Source organism: Sporosarcina sp. P7 (genome assembly GCF_002743425.1).
Lineage (GTDB): Bacteria > Bacillota > Bacilli > Bacillales_A > Planococcaceae > Sporosarcina.
In genome coordinates this window covers 70,279-89,670 of the sequence record NZ_PDZF01000009.1, presented here as the reverse complement: position 1 = coordinate 89,670, position 19,392 = coordinate 70,279, and the positions used below count along the sequence as shown (strand labels likewise).

Genomic DNA, 19,392 nt, shown 5'->3' with positions numbered 1-19,392 from the left:
TAGTACTGCCACTTACTTCATTCGCTTGTGTCTCTTTAGGTATTTCCTCACAAGTTCTTGAATTTGTAACTATTTTTTCTGTTTACACACTATACAAAACTACTACTTTTACGTATAATTTAGGTAATTCACTAAAGGAGCTGGAGCTGAACTTGAAGCCTATTTCAAAATTAGCATCAAAGATTTTTGTCGTAGCCCTCTTTGTCACGGCCATTGCAGCAGGTGTCACTTGGAACTATTTACTACCCACTGGAGGAAAAGAAGTTTCATTTGCTCAGATGGAAAAACTGATTGCTGAACAATCAGGTGCTGGTGTCTTATTAAACGAAACGGCCAAAGGAAAGTTATCCATCATTGTAGATAACACAACATACAGCACGATGGTGCGTCCGCAAAGTACATTAGTGGATGACTTAGTACAGAAATATAATGTAACGTATCAATATAAAGCAGAGAGTTCGATGGGCGGTTGGATTTTTGGTGGGCTTGTATTGGCAGCTCTTTTGACACTTTTCATTCTTCATAAAAAAGGTAAGCTCAATATTGGCGCGTCAGCTATGAAGCATCAAGCGTCAAAGGCGACTCCCCTACCTGACATCACAATGGATGATATCGGTGGAATCCCTCAAGAAATGAAGGATGAAATCCAACAGACGTTAGAAGTATTCAAAAACCCTGAAGCGGCAAATGAAATGGGCATTGCTTTGCCTCAAGGTATTTTACTTTATGGACCTCCGGGGACAGGTAAAACATTACTAGCTCAAGCTATCGCTAAAGAAATAGGAGCTACTTTTTATTCTTCTAGTGGAGCAGCCTTTACAGAATTATTTGTAGGTGTTGGAGCTTCACGAGTACGTACACTTTTTGAAAATGCACGCAAACAACGTCCTGCTGTGATCTTTATAGACGAAGTAGATGCGTTGGCTGGAAAACGAAAAGAACATGGTGGAGAAGAATCTGAAAAGACGTTAACGGAACTACTTGTTCAACTTGACGGTGGTAATGATAATGACGGTGTTTTATTCATTGCAGCTACGAATCGGAAAGATATGCTGGATGATGCATTCTTGCGACCTGGGCGTATCGACTTTACTTTTCATGTTCAATTGCCGGATACAAAAGGACGTCGCGAAATTATCGATATCCATACAAACGGCAAAACGTTGGCTCCTAATGTGGCCGCGTCTCTCGATACACTTGCAGATAGCACTTCAGGTTTTTCTGGCGCAGAAATAAGTAGCTTGTTCGAAACAGCCAGCCGCCGGGCCATTCGCGAAGGACGGAAATTAATCGAGAAGCATGATTTAGATTTTGCAATTGACCGGACAATCCTTGGAAATACAGCACGCACGTTAAGCGACCAAGAAACAAAGCGTCGTGTAGCCATTCACGAATCCGGACATGCCATCATCGCTGCTCTTACAAAGCCAGGTTCTGTAAGAAAAGCGACGATTATTCCAAGGGGTCAAGCACTCGGTTATGTAGCCCCTATTCAAAAGGAATTACATTTATCTACTGCTAGCGAATTGCTTGATCAAGTCAGTATGATTTTAGCGGGCGGCATTGCAGAGCGTCTCTATTTGGGGGAGCACAGTATCGGAGTTGGAGGCGATGTGGAACAGGCCAAAGACATTCTTGAGCGTATGGTGAATACTGGATTGTTCCAAGAAGGATTTTCTTTGATCTTCAATAAAGCTGAACGTGAAGAAAAAATGCAAATGCTATTTGATCAAGCTGCGCAAAAGACGGAAACGCTCATTAAGGAGCACGCATATCAATTTGAAGAGTTAGTCAATGCACTATATAAAGAAGAAACGCTTGAAGGTGACGAAGTACAACGCATAGTCGAGTTGTCGACTCCTAAAGATGCGGTAGTGTTTATCTGATAGCAAAACAGCGATCATCCTCTTGATGATCGCTGTTTTTTTAGTTTGCGTTGGTTAACAGCGCTTCTCTAACCTCATCGGCCATCCATCTTTGATCCGCAACGAAATCAATGGTTCCGGAACGGGCGCATGTGGTCGTATATTGAAAAAGATAAACTTCTTATAAAGTACCGATATGATCAATGTCGCTTCTAGCATAGCAAATCGAGAACCGATACAACTGCGTGAACCACCGCCGAATGGGAGATAACTAAATGGCGCATACTTATTACCTGTCGCAAACCGATCGGGATCAAATGTGTCGGGATCTGGAAATATCTCTTTATTTCGGTGAATCGCAAATGGACAAATCATAAACGTGCTTCCCTTTTTAAAAGACCTTCCAAACATCTCGACCGGTTCGTTAAGTTCGCGATAAATTAGCCAAGCAGGCGGATAAAGACGCAAGCCTTCTTCAATAATTTGCTGTGTATATGGTAATTCTCGCATCCAATTAAATGGGTTACCTACCAAGTTCGCGGAATTCAATTCATCCAACAGACGCTTCTCTACTTTAGGAAGCCGTGCAATTTCAGCAAATAACCAGCCTAATAAGTTTGCCGTTGTTTCATGTCCTGCGAGCAACATCGTCATCATCTGATCACGTACTTCTTTGTCAGGCAACCTGTTTCCGGCCTCATCTGTAACCGCCATCATCATGCCAAGCAACGAGTCTTTAAACCATTCTGGATGTTCTTTTGCAGCGACTAATACATCGTCAATCATTTCCTCAAGTGTTTGTATCGCTTTTTTATGTTTCAAGTTGGCTTTAGTCGGAACAGAAGATGGAATCATCACAGGACTAAATAAAATTTTGACGCTTTGCTCAATCGTTGTTGTGACGGCATCTGCAAGTTCTTTCTCCTCTGCAGAGACATCTGTCGAAAACATTGTTCGTGTAATGATCGACAATGTCAAACGCATCATTACTGTATGTATATCTACTTCCTCTTCATGCTCAAGACGTTTGACTAGCTTCTCCGTTTCATCAATGATCGAATAGGCATAACGTTCCATCACCTCTTTATAAAACGCTGGTTGAATATATTTCTTCTGCGTCGCATGCCGTTCACCTTCCGTCGTCAATAGACCCTCTCCCACTGTTCTCTGCAACACAGTCGTTGTTCGCCCTTTAATAAATGACTGGTCTTGACGAATCAAGATTTCTCGAATTGCTTCGGGACTGTTAACCACAAACGTCGGTGAAATGCCTGTCTTCAATGAAATCACATCACCAAGTGGCTGTACTCGCATAAAAAAAGCAATCGGATCACGCACGAATTCCAAATAGTTCTGTAATCGTGGCGTTGCAATATCTTGTACAGTAACCATAAACTCTCCTCCAAAATTATCATATTGAATTACTTCTCCATCTCCAGTATGTATGCTGTGTTTCTGGATATGCTAGTAAAAAGGAGGTGGGTCAATTGGCAAAAGACGTATTATGTGAAGTGACAAATTGTCATTTTTGGGAATCAGGTAACCAATGTGGAGCAGATGAAATCAAAGTAATTTCACGAAAAGGAAGAAAAGCAAAAGACTCAGCCGAAACAGATTGTAATACGTTCATTCCAAAAGGATGATCCACCGTGCAGCAGCCACGCTTTTATGCTTGGCTGCTTTTTTATTGATAAGTTGAACGCGTACGCATCGCTTCCCAGTTAACAGCAATCACACTTAAAACTGCAATCACTCCACCAATCATAGACAATCCACTCGGAAGTTCTTGTAGCCATACCCAAGCAACCAATATCGCCACGACTGGCTCTATATAGAGTAGACTCGAAACCGCTCCCGCATCGGCAATCGACAACGCAGTAGACCAGGTTACATAGGCAATCGTTGCTGGAATAACCCCCATATAAATTGTTGATAATGTGGCTTCAAGCGTAGCCCCTTGTATTTCATTTAGCAAGCCTGGTGTGAAATATAAAAACGGTAAGGTACCTGCCCATGTGAAGTATGCTGTCAACTCGACAGGAGTGTAACGGTTGAATAAAGGTTTCTGAAAGACAAAAAATATAGAAGTAGAAATAACCGCAATAATAATGAACCACGCGCCTACCGATACTTCCAACGCACCTTCCGAACTTCCTATCGTTATCAACGCAACACCTGATAATCCGATTGCCATGCCAATCCAACCTAATCGACTAATTTTTTCACTTAGGAAAATCACTGCGATTATCGAAGTGAAAATCGGCACCGTTGCGATAAACAGACCAGCCGTTCCAGCTGATACCGTTTGTTCTCCGTATGTCAGACCAAAGTGATAAATACTGATTCCCGCGAAGCCTAGTAGCATGATCTTCCCTATATCCTGTTTTGCAGGCAGACGAATTTTCGTTCCCGGCCATAATGCATATAAAATAAATACTAATGAAGCGACGATAAACCGTGTCAACACCAAATGTCCAGGAGAATACCCTCCTAGCAAACTCACTCGAATAGCAGCAAAACTGGAGCCCCATGCGACAACGGTGAATAATCCTAAATAGAAAGCTTTCTTATTCATATGAAAACCTGCCTTGATTTGAAATTACAGAGTAAATAATAATCATTTCAACTTGAACGTAGCGGTGCAATGAGCAACTAATTCATCTTTCTCATTGAATAACGTTCCTTCAACCAGAGCCGTAGAGCGTGTTCTATTAATAACGGCAGCTTTTGAATAAACGGTTTCCTGAACGACCGGCTTTAAAAATTGTGTCGTCATTTGTATTGTCATGACATCATTTGCACCCATCGAACGACAAAGCATTCCCATCGTCGTATCGAGAACGGACATATACATACCACCGTGAATAGTTCCGCGTACATTATCATACTCTTGACGATAAGGTAAATATAATTCCACTTGACCCGCTTCTAATTTTTGTGTTTGCAGACCGGCAAATTTCCAAAAAGGACTTGTTTCGAAGTCTTGTCGAACCTGTTCCAAATATTCCATTGTTGTATCGTTCATTTCATTACCTCCATAGAATGTAGTAATTGTTTTATATACCATATCGTAAAGACGTTCTGACGACAATTCAAAGCATTTTACCATTTGCCATAAAAAAGTTTTTTCTAATATTTTTCTATAAAAAGTATATATTTTTCATTCTTTTTCCTTTATAATGAAATCAATTTCATAAGTTTTTTAATTTAGAAAGAGTACCTGTGAGCATTACGCCAATCCAATCACCTGTTATGTAATGGAATAGAGTGAATATCTATTCTTATATCAACAAGCGAAACAGAGTAAAGGTCCCTCTCCAATCTGTCATGTTTGTATTATTTCATGTGGATTGGAGAGGGACTTTTTTATGTGATTATACTTTTTAAAAAGCAATTTTGAAAGGACGGATGTTTCGGTTGGAAAATAAGCTGAAGCTCTACGGCTTTAACAACCTCACCAAAACTCTTAGCTTCAACATTTACGATGTGAGCTATGCAAAGAGTAGAAGAGAGCAAAGTGAGTATATCGCCTATATAGATGAGCAATACAATTCAGAACGTTTAACGAAAATTCTCTACGATGTTACTGAAATGATTGGTGCGCATGTATTGAATGTCAGTAAACAAGATTACGACCCACAAGGTGCTAGTGTAACGTTGATGATTTCAGAGGAAAAATTCCCTGCATCACAAATTGATCCTTCTTGTAATCAAGGCGCGATTCCTATCTTGCCAGATAAAGACTCCGTCGTCAGTCATTTAGACAAGAGCCACGTGACTGTCCATACGTATCCCGAGTATCATCCCGATAACTCCATTGCAACATTTCGTGTAGATATAGATGTGTCGACGTGTGGAGAGATTTCTCCGTTGAATGCGCTCGACTACCTGATCGGAAGCTTTGATTCGGATATTATTACCGCAGACTATCGCGTGCGTGGATTTACACGGTCAGTAGACGGTAAAAAACTTTTCATGGATCATGCAATTACATCCATTCAAGACTTCATTGACCAGAAAACATTGCAAAAATATGATGCAATCGATATAAATGTTTACCAAGCGAATATCTTCCATACGAAATTACTCATTAAAGAGATTGATTTACAAGATTACCTATTCAACAAAGATGTTTCGGAATTACCGCCAAAGGAACGCCTTCAAATTTCTCATAATCTTCGCAAAGAGATGATTGAAATCTACAGCGGTTCCAACGTCTATGAAAATGAGTGAGGAGAGACCATTGAAATTATCACAACATCGCGTTCCTATTATGGAAGCATTGCAACAATATCAAGAAGCACGTGTCGTTCCTTTTGATGTACCCGGACACAAGCACGGTCGAGGCAATAAGGAGCTCGCTGGTTTTCTCGGGGAGACTTGCTTACAACACGACGTGAATTCCATGAAGCCTCTTGATAATTTATGCCACCCTGTTTCTGTCATACGTGAAGCTGAAGAGTTGGCAGCGGACGCGTTCGGCGCGAAACACGCTTTCTTGCTTGTAAACGGGACGACCTCTGCTGTACAAGCGATGGTCATGACAGCTTGCAAAGCAGGAGAGAAAATCATCATGCCGCGTAATGTTCATCGCAGTGCAATCAATGCCTTGATCTTAAGTGGTGCTATTCCTATCTATGTGAATCCGGGAGTGCAAGAGGATCTTGGCATTCCACTCGGTATGGCAGTAGATGAAGTTAAGAAAGCCATCGTGGATTACCCAGACGCCAAAGCGATTCTCATTAATAATCCAACCTATTATGGTATTTGCTCCAATTTGCAAGCCATTACTGATATAGCACATGCACACGGTATGCTCGTGCTAGTGGATGAAGCACATGGCACGCATTTTTATTTTAATGATAAACTGCCTGCTTCCGCGATGTCCGTCGGCGCGGATATGGCTTCTATCAGTATGCATAAATCAGGTGGATCTTTAACACAAAGTTCCTTTTTATTAATCAATAATGCGGTGAGTGAAGGCTATACGCGACAGATTATTAACCTAACGCAGACTACGAGCGGTTCTTATCTATTGATGTCGTCATTGGATATTTCACGGAAAAACCTGGCATTACACGGGCAGGAAATCTTCGATAAAGTGATCAAGATGGCACAGTACACCCGTGATGAAGTCAATCAGATCGGCGGCTATTATGCATACTCTAAAGAGCTGATAAACGGCGATACCATCTATGACTTTGACGAGTCCAAATTGTCGATTCATACGCGTCAAATGGGTCTGGCTGGCATTGAAGTATATGATATTTTACGCGATGAATACGATATCCAAATTGAGTTCGGGGACGTAGCGAATATCCTTGCCTATATTTCAGTCGGGGACCGTACACTCGATCTTGAACGATTGGTCGCAGCACTAGCAGAAATCAATCGTCGTTATAAAAAGGATCCTAGTTCGTTATTCGACCACGAATATATCAATCCGCAAATTGTTCAATCGCCCCAACAGGCTTTTTACGCGGATAAAGAGACAGTAGTACTTTCCGAATCTTCAGGACGCGTGGCAAGCGAATTCGTCATGTGCTATCCCCCTGGCATTCCAATTCTGGCACCCGGAGAACGAATCACTAATGAAATAATTGAATACATCAATTACTGTAAGGACAAGGGATGTTTCTTGACGGGTACCGAAGATGCAAAAGTTAATTGGATTAATGTAGTAAAGGAGGACGTCTAATGAATCTATGGTTTACTGAAGATCATTCACCCCATACACGATTTTCATTTCGTGTCGAAGAACATCTATATACTGCGACGAGTGAATTCCAGAAAATTGATGTCTTCCAAACGACAGAGTTCGGTAAAATTTTGACATTGGACGGTTATGTCATGGTGACAGAAAAAGACGAATTTATTTATCACGATATGATTGTTCACGTGCCGATGGCTACCAATCCGTCCATCGAGAACGTGTTGGTTATCGGTGCAGGTGATGGTGGGACCGTACGCGAATTGACGCGCTATCCATCAATCAAACAAATCGATATGGTGGAGATTGATGAGCAAGTTGTGAAAGTGTGCCAGGAATTTTTACCACAAACCGCAGCTAAACTGACTGATCCGCGCGTTACACTCTATTTTGAGGATGGTCTGAAATTCGTTCGTCAGCAAGAAAATGCCTATGATTTGATCATTGTCGATTCCACCGATCCATTCGGGCCAGGTGAAGGACTCTTCACGAAGGAGTTTTATGGCAATTGCTACAAGGCTTTGAATAGCCAAGGCATTCTTGTAAATCAGCATGAAAGTGCTTTTTACGCCGAAGATGCACGCGGTATGCAACGAGCACATAAAAGTATTATGGGATTCTTCCCCGTTTCTAAAGTCTATCAAGCACACATACCAACCTATCCATCGGGGCACTGGCTGTTCGGATTTGCTTCCAAAAAATATGACCCGATAGATGATTTGGATGCTAATGCGTGGAATGCACTTGGTTTGCAAACAAAATATTATAATACAAAACTTCATGTCGGCTCATTCGCTTTACCGAATTATGTTAAGGAGCTATTAACCCATGCTAAATAAAAATATAGAAACATTTCTAGGGTTCGAAGCAGATTACGAGGAGGCTTCATTCGTAATATTCGGTGCTCCTTTTGATTCCACAACATCTTTTCGTCCTGGTACACGATTCGCTAGTAAAGTGATGCGAAGCGAATCATTCGGTCTTGAGACATATAGTCCTTATCAAGAAGCAGATTTAACGGATTACTCATTATTCGACGGCGGTGATCTGGAATTAAGTTTTGGTAACACGGAGCGTGCTCTTGAGCAAATTGAACAGTTCACCTCACTCGTTTTGGAGGATGGGAAAATCCCTTGCATGATTGGCGGTGAACATTTAGTCACTTTGGGAGCTGTACGTGCTGTTGCGAAAATGCATCCTGATTTACATGTCATTCAATTCGATGCACATACAGACTTGCGCGAAGAATATTTAGATCAACGCCTATCTCATGCTACGGTTATTCGCAGAATCTGGGACTTGCTCGGAGATAATAAAATCTATCAATACGGTATCCGTTCCGGTGATCGTTCAGAATTTGAATGGGCGGCTAAGCAACATGTCTTTATGAATAAATTTAATTTTGATGGACTTGAAGATACGGTTAAGAAGTTACAGGATAAACCCGTCTATTTGACGATTGATCTAGATGTCTTAGACCCTTCCGTATTCCCGGGAACTGGTACGCCGGAAGCGGGTGGCGTCAGCTTTGTTGAATTGCTACAAGCGATATTGACGGTCAGCGGTTTGAATATCGTTGCCTGTGATATCAACGAGCTGTCCCCTATCTATGACCAAAGCGGCGCATCAACAGCCGTGGCTTGTAAAGTGTTACGTGAATTAACGATTGCTATAAACAAAAATAACTAAATTGGTGGTGTCTTTAATGGGAAAAGCATTAATTATTGGAGCTGGCGGCGTGGCAAGTGTTGTCGTGCATAAGTGTTGTGAGGTACCGGATGTATTTGAAGAAATTTGTATCGCGAGTCGCACGAAATCTAAATGTGATGCATTGAAAGAAAAGCTGGACGGTGGACGAACGAAAATCCAAACAGCTCAAGTAGATGCAGATAAAGTGCCTGAACTTGTCGCGTTAATCAATGAATTTAAACCAGATATCGTCATTAATGTCGCATTGCCTTATCAGGACTTGACGATTATGGATGCATGTCTTGAAACAAAAGTAGACTATCTGGATACTGCAAACTATGAACCGCTTGATACTGCGAAATTTGAATATAAATGGCAGTGGGCTTATAAAGAGAAGTTTGAAGAAGCAGGTATTACCGCATTGCTCGGCAGCGGTTTCGACCCTGGCGTAACCGGTGTGTTCTCCGCATATGCATTGAAGCATTACTTCGATGAAATCCATACGATTGATATTGTCGATGCCAATGCAGGCGACCACGGCTATCCGTTCGCAACTAACTTTAACCCGGAAATCAACATCCGTGAAATCACAGCTAACGGACGCTATTACGAAAATGGAGAGTTCATCGAAACAGAACCTCTTGAAGTGAAGCGCGTCTATGATCTACCTGAAATCGGACCAAAAGATGTCTATTTGCTATATCATGAGGAACTTGAGTCATTAGCGAAAAATATTACCGGTGTAAATAAAATCCGTTTCTGGATGACGTTCTCCGAAAAGTATTTGATGCATTTGCGTGTACTTGAAAATGTGGGTATGACATCCATCGAACCGATTGATTTTGAAGGTCAGCAAATTGTTCCACTACAATTCTTAAAGGCGGTACTACCGGACCCTGCTTCTCTTGGACCACGTACGAAAGGAAAAACGAATATAGGTTGTATCTATCAAGGTACGAAGAACGGTGAGCCAAAAACGTATTATGTTTACAATATTTGTGATCACCAAGAGTGCTTTCAAGAAGTGGGATCACAAGCTATTTCCTATACAACAGGTGTTCCAGCTATGATCGGTGCGATGATGATGTTAACAGGCAAATGGAAAAAGCCAGGGGTCTTCAATATTGAAGAATTCGATCCGGATCCATTTATGGATGCGTTGAATGAGTATGGTTTACCTTGGCACGAAGATTTCAATCCAACTTTGATAGATTGAGGAGAATAGTATGAAATTTGATGTCCAAGCAGTCCCTTCACCTAGTTATGTTGTGGATGAAAAATTGCTGATTGCTAACTTAGAAAAATTGAAATCTATTATCGACCAAACAGGATGCAAGATTTTACTCGCACAAAAAGGGTTTTCGATGTTCGAAGTTTATCCATTAATCGGTCGGTATTTGCATGGCGTTACTTCAAGTGGTTTATTTGAAGCGCGTCTCGGCTTTGAAGAGATGGGGAAAGAAGTGCACACGTATGCCCCTGCTTTCCACGAGAATGAGTTTGAGGAAATCCTTCGCTACTCTGATCATTTGGTATTCAATTCATTTGCGCAGTGGAAGCTGTTTAAGAGCCGAGTTCAGGAGCAGGAAAAGTCCATTGAATGTGGAATCCGAATCAATCCCGAGTACTCGGAAATTGAAGTGGATATGTACAACCCTTGCTTCACCTATTCGAGATTTGGTGTTACGTTAGATACTTTCAAAGCTGACGAACTCGAAGGTATTAGCGGTCTGCACTTCCATACGATGTGCGAGCAGAACTCCGATACGTTGTGGCGGACGATCCAAATCATCGATGAAGAGTTCGGTCCCTATTTACAGAAGATGAAGTGGATCAACTTCGGTGGCGGTCATCATATCACTCGGGCCGATTACGATCTAAAGACATTAATCCGTTGCATTCGTTTCATGCAAGATAAATATAATCTTGAAGTGTATCTAGAACCGGGTGAAGCCGTTGCCTTAAACACAGGCTTTCTCGTCGCGACAGTACTTGACACGATGTATAATGGGATGGACATTGCTATTCTCGATACGTCGGCTTCTTGTCATATGCCAGATGTTTTGGAGATGCCTTATCGTCCTGAGATTATTGGGGCAGGTACGCCAAATGAAAAAGCCCATACCTATAGATTAGGCGGGCCAACATGTCTTGCAGGTGATGTTATTGGTGATTATTCATTCGATCAGCCATTGCAACCTGGTGATCGCCTAGTATTTTGCGATATGGCACATTATTCGATGGTAAAGAACAATACGTTCAATGGCGTTAATTTGCCATCGATCGTTCTTCATACTGCCGATGATGAAATCAACGTTGTGAAGCAATTTGGTTATGAGGATTTCAAGCAGCGTTTGTCTTAAGTGTAGTGAGTGTGAATTTGAGAGTAAGTTGATCTGCGTTCCAGGCGGACGCTTCCCATGGGCGTGGCTTGAGCCTCCTCGTCCGCTAAGTGCAAAGACGTACTCCTAACGCTTCGCTTTTACTCGCAAAAGCCGTTCTTCGTTACGGCTTTCGCTACCTGCGGGGTCTCAAGGCGCACGCTTATCCATCGGAAGTCGCCGCCTTCCACTACAATCAACTGGTGTCTTTTTCTGATTTTAGAAAGTGGAGTTCAAGTTCCTAACTACTAATCAAAATTACATCATTTTCTTTACTCCATTCGACTATTTCGTTTAAGACGTAAAAACCCGATTCGCTGAAAAATGCGAATCGGGCTTTTACACTTTGATACAAATAAGTAATGTGTAAAAGTCTATAATAGTTTAAGGTTTCATTAGAATTATCAATCAACACACTGATACTTTTTATATTCCAGTTCAAGTTAGAATAGTACATTAGTTTTTCTTTCCACTCGCGACCATCAGAAGATAACGCCAGTTGATCGTAGTGGAAGGCGGCGACTCGGGGAGGATCAGCCCGATCAGGTGAAACAACTAAAGGAGCACCGCGACTAGTTGGTTCACAGCGGGCCCTCCCGAACGCGTCCGCCTGGAACGCAGATCAATGTTACTTACCTCTATCCCGATCTTAAACCTTATACTTACCACTCACAGTAAGAAGAATCCAATACCCATGATAAGATAAGCTGAAAATAGCACGAGACCCTCGAACCAATTTGACTCTCCGTCATGACATATATTGACGACTAGTAATGTGGCAGTAATCATCGCGATCAACTCTGGCCACGTGAATACAAGTGGCATTGCAGTAGGCATCAGTAAAGAAATCAATACAAGCACCGGTGTGACAAACATTGCGATTTGCAATGTAGAACCGATTGCAATCTCTACAGATACATCCATTTTATTTTTCATTGCCAATGTAATTGCGGAAGAATGCTCTGCCGCGTTACCAACAATGGCGACGATAATTACACCGATAAATAATTCTGACCAGCCAAACTTTTCACCTAGTGTACCAAATGTGTGCACAAGCTTTTCAGAAACAAATGCAACTGCTACTGTCGCAACTAACAGGACCACTATAGATTTCTTCTTTGTCCACTCCGGCACTTCTTCTGTCTCATGATTTTCTGAACCGAACACGCCTCGATGAGTAAATAACTTAAATACTAGACCCGCCAAGTAAATCAGGATGAGAATGATGGAAATACCGACACTCAAGTTCAGTCCAGTTCTAGTATCCATCGTCATTGAGAAAACTTCCGGAATGACAAATGCTACGACAATCGCAAAAATCAATAATGCGGAATTAAATCGGGCATCAAAGATATTAAAATTTTGTCTTTTATACTTTACACCGCCTGCGAAAAATGACAGACCGAGAACTAATAATAAGTTTCCTAATACTGAACCCGTCAACGATGCTAGTACGATTGCAATCAATCCAGCTTTCAATGTAAATATGGAAATAATAAGTTCAACTGCATTACCAAATGTTGCATTTAATAAACCACCAATTCGTGGTCCACTGACAATCGCTAAACTTTCTGTTGCTCTTCCAATGAATCCAGCTAGAGCAATAATACTGTAACAACACAACGCAAACATCCATAAATCCGACCAATTCAAGAATGATGCAATAAATACTAAAGGTACACCTGTAAATGCCATGACAGTAAATACTTTATTCAGTGTCTCCACCTCTTTTCATAATCAATTTGTTATAAGCATTCCCTATTCTGAGGGCAAATAAACTGGTTAATAAATGACTTTTCAACAGAGATAGATATGGCAAATAGCGCATAAAAAATTATTGCTTATTAGAATTAAAAAAGGATAGAGGACAGTCTGTACATTAGACTGTCCTCTATCCATTATCATTTTAGATTATATTCATCATAAAAAAACAGCTTAACTCTTCATTTTCGGATCCAACGCATCACGTAACCCATCACCCATCAAGTTAAAGCCTAATACGGTCAGCATAATGGCGAGTCCCGGGAAAATCATTGTCCAGGGAGCATTTTGTAAATAATCTTTGGAGTCAGCTAACATCTTTCCCCACTCAGGGTATGGAGCTTCTGCCCCCAATCCTAGGAATCCGAGTGCTGCTGCTTCGAGAATAGCTGTAGCAATCGCCAATGTACCTTGTACGATAACAGGCGCCATCGAGTTAGGTAAAATATGCGAAAACAGAATTCTGAAGTCTTTCATACCAATTGCCTTTGCCGCTATAATATATTCATCTTCTTTAATACTCAATACTTTGGATCGTATCAATCGTCCGAAGTTCGGTACGTTAATGATTGCAATCGCAATCAACGCATTACGTAAGCTTGGTCCCAATACGGATACAATCGCAATAGCCAGTAAGATAGAAGGGAAAGCTAGCATAATATCAAATATCCTAGAGATAATAGTATCGATCCAGCGGCCGTAATAACCAGCAATGATCCCAAGAAAACTCCCCACTACAATCGAACCGACGACCGAGAAGAATCCGACAGATAACGAAATACGCGCACCGTGGATAATGCGTGAGAATATATCACGGCCAAAGTCATCCGTTCCAAACCAATACTCCGAAGAAGGAGGTTGCAGTCGATCTGTCATGAATTGTTCGTTGATGCCCTCTTTTGTGACAAGAGGACCGAATAGTGCAAGTACAATAAAGAATATCACAATGGCTGCGCCTACGACTGCTACTTTACTTTTGCGAAAACCTACCCAAGCTTCCCGCCAAGGTCCTATTGTTTTTTCTAATTCTGCTTCCACCACTCCGTCTACCTTAGGTGTAAACTCTGACATGAACTGTTCCTCCTTCCTCAATCATACTTAATCCTTGGATCGATCAGTCCATATAGTAAATCGACGATTAGATTAATCATGACAAAGATAAATGCTACGATAAGAATTCCTGATTGAATAACGGGATAATCTCTAAAGTTGATTGCATCATAGATATAGCGTCCAATTCCAGGCCACGCGAAGATTGTTTCTGTCAGAATAGCTCCACCTAGGAGTAGACCAATTTGCAGACCGATAACTGTCAAAACAGGAATGATTGCATTTTTTAATGCGTGCTTATATACTATCCAAAACATTTTCTGACCCTTTGCTCGTGCTGTACGAATATAGTCAGAACGCATCACTTCTAGCATGCTCGAACGCGTCATCCGGGCGATAATCGCCATCGGAATGGTCGCAAGCGCTAGCCCAGGTAAGATCAAATGTTTAATGACTACCCATAATTGATCAACCCTGCCCTGGATGAGCGTATCAATTATGTATAAATTGGTTATGGCAGATACGGGATCACGGACATTTTCACGCCCAGTTGTCGGCAACCATTGCAATTCAATTGCAAATGCCCATTGCCCCATTAATCCTAACCAGAAAATAGGCATGGAAACACCGACTAGTGCCAATACCATTGCTGAATAATCAAACCACGAGTTTTGGAACCAAGCGGAAATAATACCCGCATTAATCCCTACAAAGACCGCGATAATCATCGCAAATAAGGCCAATTCTAATGTAGCTGCTAGATAAGGCCAAATTTCGTCCGCCACAGGAAGTCGAGTACGCATGGATTCCCCTAGATCACCTTTTAAAATGCCGCCAAGATAACTGAAATATTGTGTATACCATGGTTGATCAAGACCTAGCTTGATCGTCAAAGCTTCCACCGCTTCTTTTGTTGCTTGTTGTCCTAAAATAACTTGCGCTGGATTACCAGGAATTGCGCGAATCAACATAAAAACTAAAAATGTCATACCAAGCAGGACAGGAATCAGCTGTAAAAGCCTCTTAATCGTATAGTTGAACAACTCTTTCACCCCTCCGGCTTTTATTATTTATGAATCAAAGAAAGGGAGAATGCTGGCTTCTCCCTCTTCTTTCATCATGTAATTTACCTATTTTTACTTAAATTCAACATTCGACAACAGATCAGAACCAGTAGGATGCGGAACAAACCCTGTTAGTTCCTTCGCTCCGCCTAATAATGGAATAGAGTGTGCAAGTGGTACCCAAGGAGCTTCTTCGTGAAGAATTTCTTGAGCTTGCTTGTACAACTCAATACGCTTGTCTTCGTCTACTTCTGTTTGCGCTTCTAGGAATAGCTTATGTGTTTCGTCGTTTTTAAAGTACGTGTAGTTATTACTTCCGATATTGTCTTCATCCAACAATACGTACAGGAAGTTGTCTGCGTCTCCATTATCCCCAGTCCAACCAAGCATGAAAGCATCTGCTTCCCCTTTGCTCGCCTTATCCAGGTAAGTCGCCCACTCATACGAAACGATTTTTGCTTTAATACCTACGTCAGCCAAGTTGCTTTGAATAGCTTCAGCTACTTTTGTGCCGTCTGGCATGTATGGACGTGGAACTGGCATAGCCCATAGCTCCATTTCAAATCCATTTTCAAGACCTGCCTCTTTCAATAGTTCTTTAGCTTTTTCAGGATCATATGCATATGCTTCTACATCTTCGTTATAACCTGAAATAGATGAAGGCATTGGATTTTTCGCCACTTCTGCACGTCCTTCAAAGAATGAATCGATGATTGATTGTTTATCAATAGCATAGTTCATTGCCTGACGAACTTCTTTTTTATCAAATGGTTCACGAGTTACTGTTAATCCAAGATATCCTACGTTCATGGAAGGACGCTCGAACAACTGCAATGCATCGTTATCTTCTATCTTTACTCCATCAGCTGGATTAATTCCATCTGCTAAATCAATTTCACCGGAAAGTAAAGCATTCAGACGGGCAGAGTTGTCGGGAATTGCTTGGAAAATGATGCGATCCAATTTCGGCAATCCTTCTTGCCAATAGTCTTCGTTCTTTTCAATTGTAATGGTTTCATTTGGCTTCCATTCTACAAACTTGAATGGACCTGTTCCGACTGGGTTACGCTCATACTCATCGTCGCCCTTCTCGAAAGCCGTAGGACTCGAAATAGCGAACATACTCATCGCAAGGTTTTTCAAGAATGGCGCTTGTGGGCGCTTCAATGTAATAATCACTGTGGAATTTCCATCTGCTTTAACAGATTCAATTACGTGCTCTTCATCGTCTTTAAATCCACCGAACATAGAGTTATAGTATGGGAATGTATCTGAATCTCCATTAGCCCAACGCTCAAAGTTCTTTACGACTGCTTCTGCATTAAAATCAGTTCCATCATGGAATTTCACGCCTTCTTCCAATTGGAATGTATACGTTAATCCATCTTCACTTGTATCATACTCTTTAGCAAGTCCTGGTTGAATCGTAGTATCCTGCTCCCCAAAGTTTAATAAGGTTTCGAATAAATTGACCGTTACTTTAAATGTTTCCCCTTCTGTTACGCGGGATGGGTCAAGAGATGTTGAATCTCCACCTCGTCCAAATACTAACGTTTTGTTCTCACTGCCGCCTTTATCTGCAGCATCTTTGTCCTTGTCGCCACTGCCTTCTTGATCATCACCGCCTGAACAAGCTGCCAAAGCAGTCGATAAGACAAGAAGCATGATCAATGCGAACGACCACAGTTTCCCTTTTCTCATACAGATCCCTCCAATTGTTTTTTTCTTTCTATATCATCGTTGCTTTCCGACGTATAAAGATGGCAAGCAACAGAATGACCAATTTTCTCCTCTGCTAATACAGGAATTACTTTCGTACACACATCCATTTTGAAAGGGCAGCGAGTGTGGAATGCACAACCGCTTGGCGGATTCGCGGGGCTTGGCATATCCCCTTCAATAATGATTTGTTCCTTCTTATAATTTGGATCTGGTACAGGTACCGCAGACAGTAAAGCCTGTGTATACGGATGGAGGGGGTTTGCATATAGCTCTTCACTCTCTGTAATCTCCACAATCTTCCCCAAGTACATGACTGCCACACGATCACTGATATGGCGTACAACACCAAGATCATGTGCAATGAAGATATACGTCAAGTTGAATTCCTTTTGTAAATCCTGCATTAAGTTTAATACTTGCGCCTGAATGGATACGTCAAGCGCAGACACTGGCTCATCTGCAATAATCAATTTGGGATTCGTCATCAAAGCACGTGCTATACCAATTCGCTGACGCTGCCCACCACTGAATTGGTGAGGGTAGCGTTTTGCATGGTATTCACTCAAACCGACAATTTTTAGGAACTCTACGACTTTTTCACGACGTTCCTTTGCATTGCCCCCACCATGGACAATCAATGGTTCTTCTAAAATCTTTCCGATTGTATGACGAGGATTCAAAGAGGCATAAGGATCTTGGAAGACCATTTGCATATCTCGACGAACCGCTCGAATTTCATTAGCAGAGAGCTTCGTCAAATCTTTTTCTCGGAATTCGACGACTCCCTCTGTAGGTTCCAGCAATTGCATAATCGTCCGCCCTGTCGTAGACTTCCCGCAACCACTTTCCCCAACGATTCCGAGCGTCTCTCCTTCATTTACATGAAATGAAACATTATCGATTGCTTTGACATGACCTACTGTTTTACCAATCAATCCTTTGCGAATCGGGAAGTATTTTTTCAACCCTTCAACTCTTAGCAATGGTTTGTTCATTTGCACTTATCACTCCTTCTCGTTCGTCATATAAGAAGCATCTTGTTTGATGATTGTCGGAGTTTCGGTACAATTCTGGTGTTTCTGTCCAACATCTTGGGAAAGCGCTTTCACATCTCGCTGCAAATCTACATCCCTTTTCAATAGATCCTGGTTTTGGTACGTTACCTTGAATCGAATAGAGACGATCTTTTTTATTGCGCATATCTGGCACGGATTGAATCAATCCTCGTGTATATGGGTGACAAGGATTCTTAAAAATCACTTCTGTCGCTGCTTCTTCAATGACTTGTCCTGCATACATGACTACGACGCGTTCACAGGTTTCAGCCACTACTCCTAGGTCATGTGTAATGAGTAAAATTGCTGTATTCATGCGCTCGTTTAACTCTCGCATCAATTTGAGAATTTGTGCTTGAATAGTTACATCAAGTGCTGTTGTAGGTTCATCCGCAATGAGGACTTTCGGATCGCATACAAGCGCCATTGCAATCATGACACGTTGTCGCATACCACCAGATAACTGATGAGGATATTCTTTCATAATTTCTTCAGAGCGGGGTAGTCCGACTAATTTCAACATTTCGATTGCCCGTTCCTTAATTTGCTTTTTCGACCACTTTTTCTGATGAAGTGAAATGGCTTCAGACATCTGATTGCCAATAGTGAATAGCGGATTCAAAGAAGTCATAGGCTCTTGAAAAATCATCGCGACGTCGTTCCCACGAATCTCTCTCATTTCCTTCTCTGTTTTTTTCAGGAGATCCTGACCTTCAAAAAGGATTTCCCCTCCGGTGATTTTCCCTGGTGGACTTGGTATTAACTGCATGATAGATAAAGAGGTGACACTCTTTCCGCAACCTGACTCTCCAACGATCCCTAAGACTTCCCCTTCTCTTACATAAAAGTCCACATGATCTACCGCTGGAATTTCTCCTGAATCCGTGAAAAAGGTCGTTTGCAAATCATTCACTTCAAGTAATTTCCTTCTTTCTTTCATTTGCTCACCTTTTTCCATTTTCTGAAATAACCAATTAATCACTATTATACTTTTATTCTGATTAAACGCAAGATGCTTTTTTAATAAAGTAATATGTTAAGAGACTTCTGTTAATAACAAAAGAAGTGCGATAGGTAATGTTCTACCTACGCACT

General features: G+C 41.5%; 17 protein-coding genes. 8 read left to right on the top strand and 9 right to left on the bottom strand.

What is annotated here, in order from left to right:
• The first annotated feature begins 152 nt into the window (after positions 1–152).
• Positions 153–1,886, top strand: coding sequence for an AAA family ATPase (locus CSV60_RS10290; protein WP_099636935.1), 1,734 nt, complete (start codon positions 153–155; stop codon positions 1,884–1,886).
• A 54-nt stretch (positions 1,887–1,940) separates the two neighbouring features.
• Here the strand turns inward: CSV60_RS10290 and CSV60_RS10285 are convergent, their stop codons facing one another.
• On the bottom strand, positions 1,941–3,257 hold the full coding sequence (locus CSV60_RS10285; protein ID WP_099636934.1) for a cytochrome P450: 1,317 nt from the start codon (positions 3,255–3,257) through the stop codon (positions 1,941–1,943).
• A 95-nt stretch (positions 3,258–3,352) separates the two neighbouring features.
• Between CSV60_RS10285 and CSV60_RS10280 the strand changes: the two genes are divergently transcribed.
• Positions 3,353–3,508 carry a DUF1540 domain-containing protein gene (locus CSV60_RS10280; RefSeq protein ID WP_099631738.1) on the top strand — a complete coding sequence of 52 codons (156 nt, stop codon included), beginning with the start codon at positions 3,353–3,355 and terminating at the stop codon, positions 3,506–3,508.
• Between the two features lie 41 nt (positions 3,509–3,549).
• Here the strand turns inward: CSV60_RS10280 and CSV60_RS10275 are convergent, their stop codons facing one another.
• Together CSV60_RS10275 and CSV60_RS10270 are read right to left on the bottom strand one after the other, a co-directional pair.
• Entirely contained in the window at positions 3,550–4,440 is an 891-nt protein-coding gene (locus CSV60_RS10275) for a DMT family transporter (protein WP_099636933.1), read from the bottom strand.
• Between the two features lie 42 nt (positions 4,441–4,482).
• Complete coding sequence (locus tag CSV60_RS10270) at positions 4,483–4,890, bottom strand: PaaI family thioesterase (protein WP_099631736.1); 408 nt, start codon at positions 4,888–4,890, stop codon at positions 4,483–4,485.
• Positions 4,891–5,273: 383 nt separating this feature from the next.
• Between CSV60_RS10270 and speD the strand changes: the two genes are divergently transcribed.
• From speD to nspC, 6 genes are read left to right on the top strand one after another with little or no spacing between them, the layout of a single operon-like run.
• Positions 5,274–6,098 carry an adenosylmethionine decarboxylase gene (gene speD / locus CSV60_RS10265; protein ID WP_099631735.1) on the top strand — a complete coding sequence of 275 codons (825 nt, stop codon included), beginning with the start codon at positions 5,274–5,276 and terminating at the stop codon, positions 6,096–6,098.
• On the top strand, positions 6,085–7,563 hold the full coding sequence (locus CSV60_RS10260) for an aminotransferase class I/II-fold pyridoxal phosphate-dependent enzyme (RefSeq protein WP_099636932.1): 1,479 nt from the start codon (positions 6,085–6,087) through the stop codon (positions 7,561–7,563). The genes speD and CSV60_RS10260 overlap by 14 nt, the downstream gene beginning before the upstream one ends.
• Positions 7,563–8,414: a polyamine aminopropyltransferase gene (gene speE / locus CSV60_RS10255; RefSeq protein WP_099636931.1), complete on the top strand. Its 852-nt coding sequence runs from the start codon at positions 7,563–7,565 to the stop codon at positions 8,412–8,414. Before CSV60_RS10260 ends, speE begins: the two co-directional genes overlap by 1 nt.
• Positions 8,404–9,264 (top strand): agmatinase, encoded by an 861-nt coding sequence (speB, locus tag CSV60_RS10250; protein WP_099636930.1) that lies wholly within the window; start codon positions 8,404–8,406, stop codon positions 9,262–9,264. Before speE ends, speB begins: the two co-directional genes overlap by 11 nt.
• A gap of 16 nt (positions 9,265–9,280) precedes the next feature.
• Positions 9,281–10,480, top strand: a complete 1,200-nt coding sequence (locus CSV60_RS10245; RefSeq protein ID WP_099636929.1) for a saccharopine dehydrogenase family protein — start codon at positions 9,281–9,283, stop codon at positions 10,478–10,480.
• A gap of 10 nt (positions 10,481–10,490) precedes the next feature.
• A complete protein-coding gene (gene nspC, locus CSV60_RS10240; RefSeq protein ID WP_099636928.1) occupies positions 10,491–11,627 on the top strand; it encodes a carboxynorspermidine decarboxylase in 1,137 nt (378 codons plus the stop codon).
• A gap of 687 nt (positions 11,628–12,314) precedes the next feature.
• Here the strand turns inward: nspC and cax are convergent.
• The 6 genes from cax to CSV60_RS10210 form a co-directional block, all read right to left on the bottom strand.
• Positions 12,315–13,361: a calcium/proton exchanger gene (gene cax, locus CSV60_RS10235; protein ID WP_304442532.1), complete on the bottom strand. Its 1,047-nt coding sequence runs from the start codon at positions 13,359–13,361 to the stop codon at positions 12,315–12,317.
• Between the two features lie 219 nt (positions 13,362–13,580).
• A complete protein-coding gene (gene nikC, locus CSV60_RS10230; RefSeq protein ID WP_099631728.1) occupies positions 13,581–14,477 on the bottom strand; it encodes a nickel transporter permease in 897 nt (298 codons plus the stop codon).
• A gap of 17 nt (positions 14,478–14,494) precedes the next feature.
• Positions 14,495–15,499 carry an ABC transporter permease gene (locus CSV60_RS10225; protein WP_099631727.1) on the bottom strand — a complete coding sequence of 335 codons (1,005 nt, stop codon included), beginning with the start codon at positions 15,497–15,499 and terminating at the stop codon, positions 14,495–14,497.
• A 93-nt stretch (positions 15,500–15,592) separates the two neighbouring features.
• Entirely contained in the window at positions 15,593–17,221 is a 1,629-nt protein-coding gene (locus CSV60_RS10220; RefSeq protein ID WP_099631726.1) for an ABC transporter substrate-binding protein, read from the bottom strand.
• Positions 17,218–18,237 carry an ABC transporter ATP-binding protein gene (locus CSV60_RS10215; RefSeq protein ID WP_099636926.1) on the bottom strand — a complete coding sequence of 340 codons (1,020 nt, stop codon included), beginning with the start codon at positions 18,235–18,237 and terminating at the stop codon, positions 17,218–17,220. Before CSV60_RS10215 ends, CSV60_RS10220 begins: the two co-directional genes overlap by 4 nt.
• On the bottom strand, positions 18,212–19,237 hold the full coding sequence (locus CSV60_RS10210) for an ABC transporter ATP-binding protein (RefSeq protein WP_099636963.1): 1,026 nt from the start codon (positions 19,235–19,237) through the stop codon (positions 18,212–18,214). Before CSV60_RS10210 ends, CSV60_RS10215 begins: the two co-directional genes overlap by 26 nt.
• Positions 19,238–19,392 lie beyond the last annotated feature (155 nt).

Coding starts and splice junctions, on each gene's coding strand:
- CSV60_RS10285 (WP_099636934.1), bottom strand. CDS start 3,257: ATGGTTACTGTACAAGATATTGCAACGCCACGATTACAGAACTATTTG.
- CSV60_RS10275 (WP_099636933.1), bottom strand. CDS start 4,440: ATGAATAAGAAAGCTTTCTATTTAGGATTATTCACCGTTGTCGCATGG.
- CSV60_RS10270 (WP_099631736.1), bottom strand. CDS start 4,890: ATGAACGATACAACAATGGAATATTTGGAACAGGTTCGACAAGACTTC.
- speD (WP_099631735.1), top strand. CDS start 5,274: ATGTTTCGGTTGGAAAATAAGCTGAAGCTCTACGGCTTTAACAACCTC.
- CSV60_RS10260 (WP_099636932.1), top strand. CDS start 6,085: ATGAAAATGAGTGAGGAGAGACCATTGAAATTATCACAACATCGCGTT.
- speE (WP_099636931.1), top strand. CDS start 7,563: ATGAATCTATGGTTTACTGAAGATCATTCACCCCATACACGATTTTCA.
- speB (WP_099636930.1), top strand. CDS start 8,404: ATGCTAAATAAAAATATAGAAACATTTCTAGGGTTCGAAGCAGATTAC.
- CSV60_RS10245 (WP_099636929.1), top strand. CDS start 9,281: ATGGGAAAAGCATTAATTATTGGAGCTGGCGGCGTGGCAAGTGTTGTC.
- nspC (WP_099636928.1), top strand. CDS start 10,491: ATGAAATTTGATGTCCAAGCAGTCCCTTCACCTAGTTATGTTGTGGAT.
- nikC (WP_099631728.1), bottom strand. CDS start 14,477: ATGTCAGAGTTTACACCTAAGGTAGACGGAGTGGTGGAAGCAGAATTA.
- CSV60_RS10220 (WP_099631726.1), bottom strand. CDS start 17,221: ATGAGAAAAGGGAAACTGTGGTCGTTCGCATTGATCATGCTTCTTGTC.
- CSV60_RS10215 (WP_099636926.1), bottom strand. CDS start 18,237: ATGAACAAACCATTGCTAAGAGTTGAAGGGTTGAAAAAATACTTCCCG.
- CSV60_RS10210 (WP_099636963.1), bottom strand. CDS start 19,237: ATGAAAGAAAGAAGGAAATTACTTGAAGTGAATGATTTGCAAACGACC.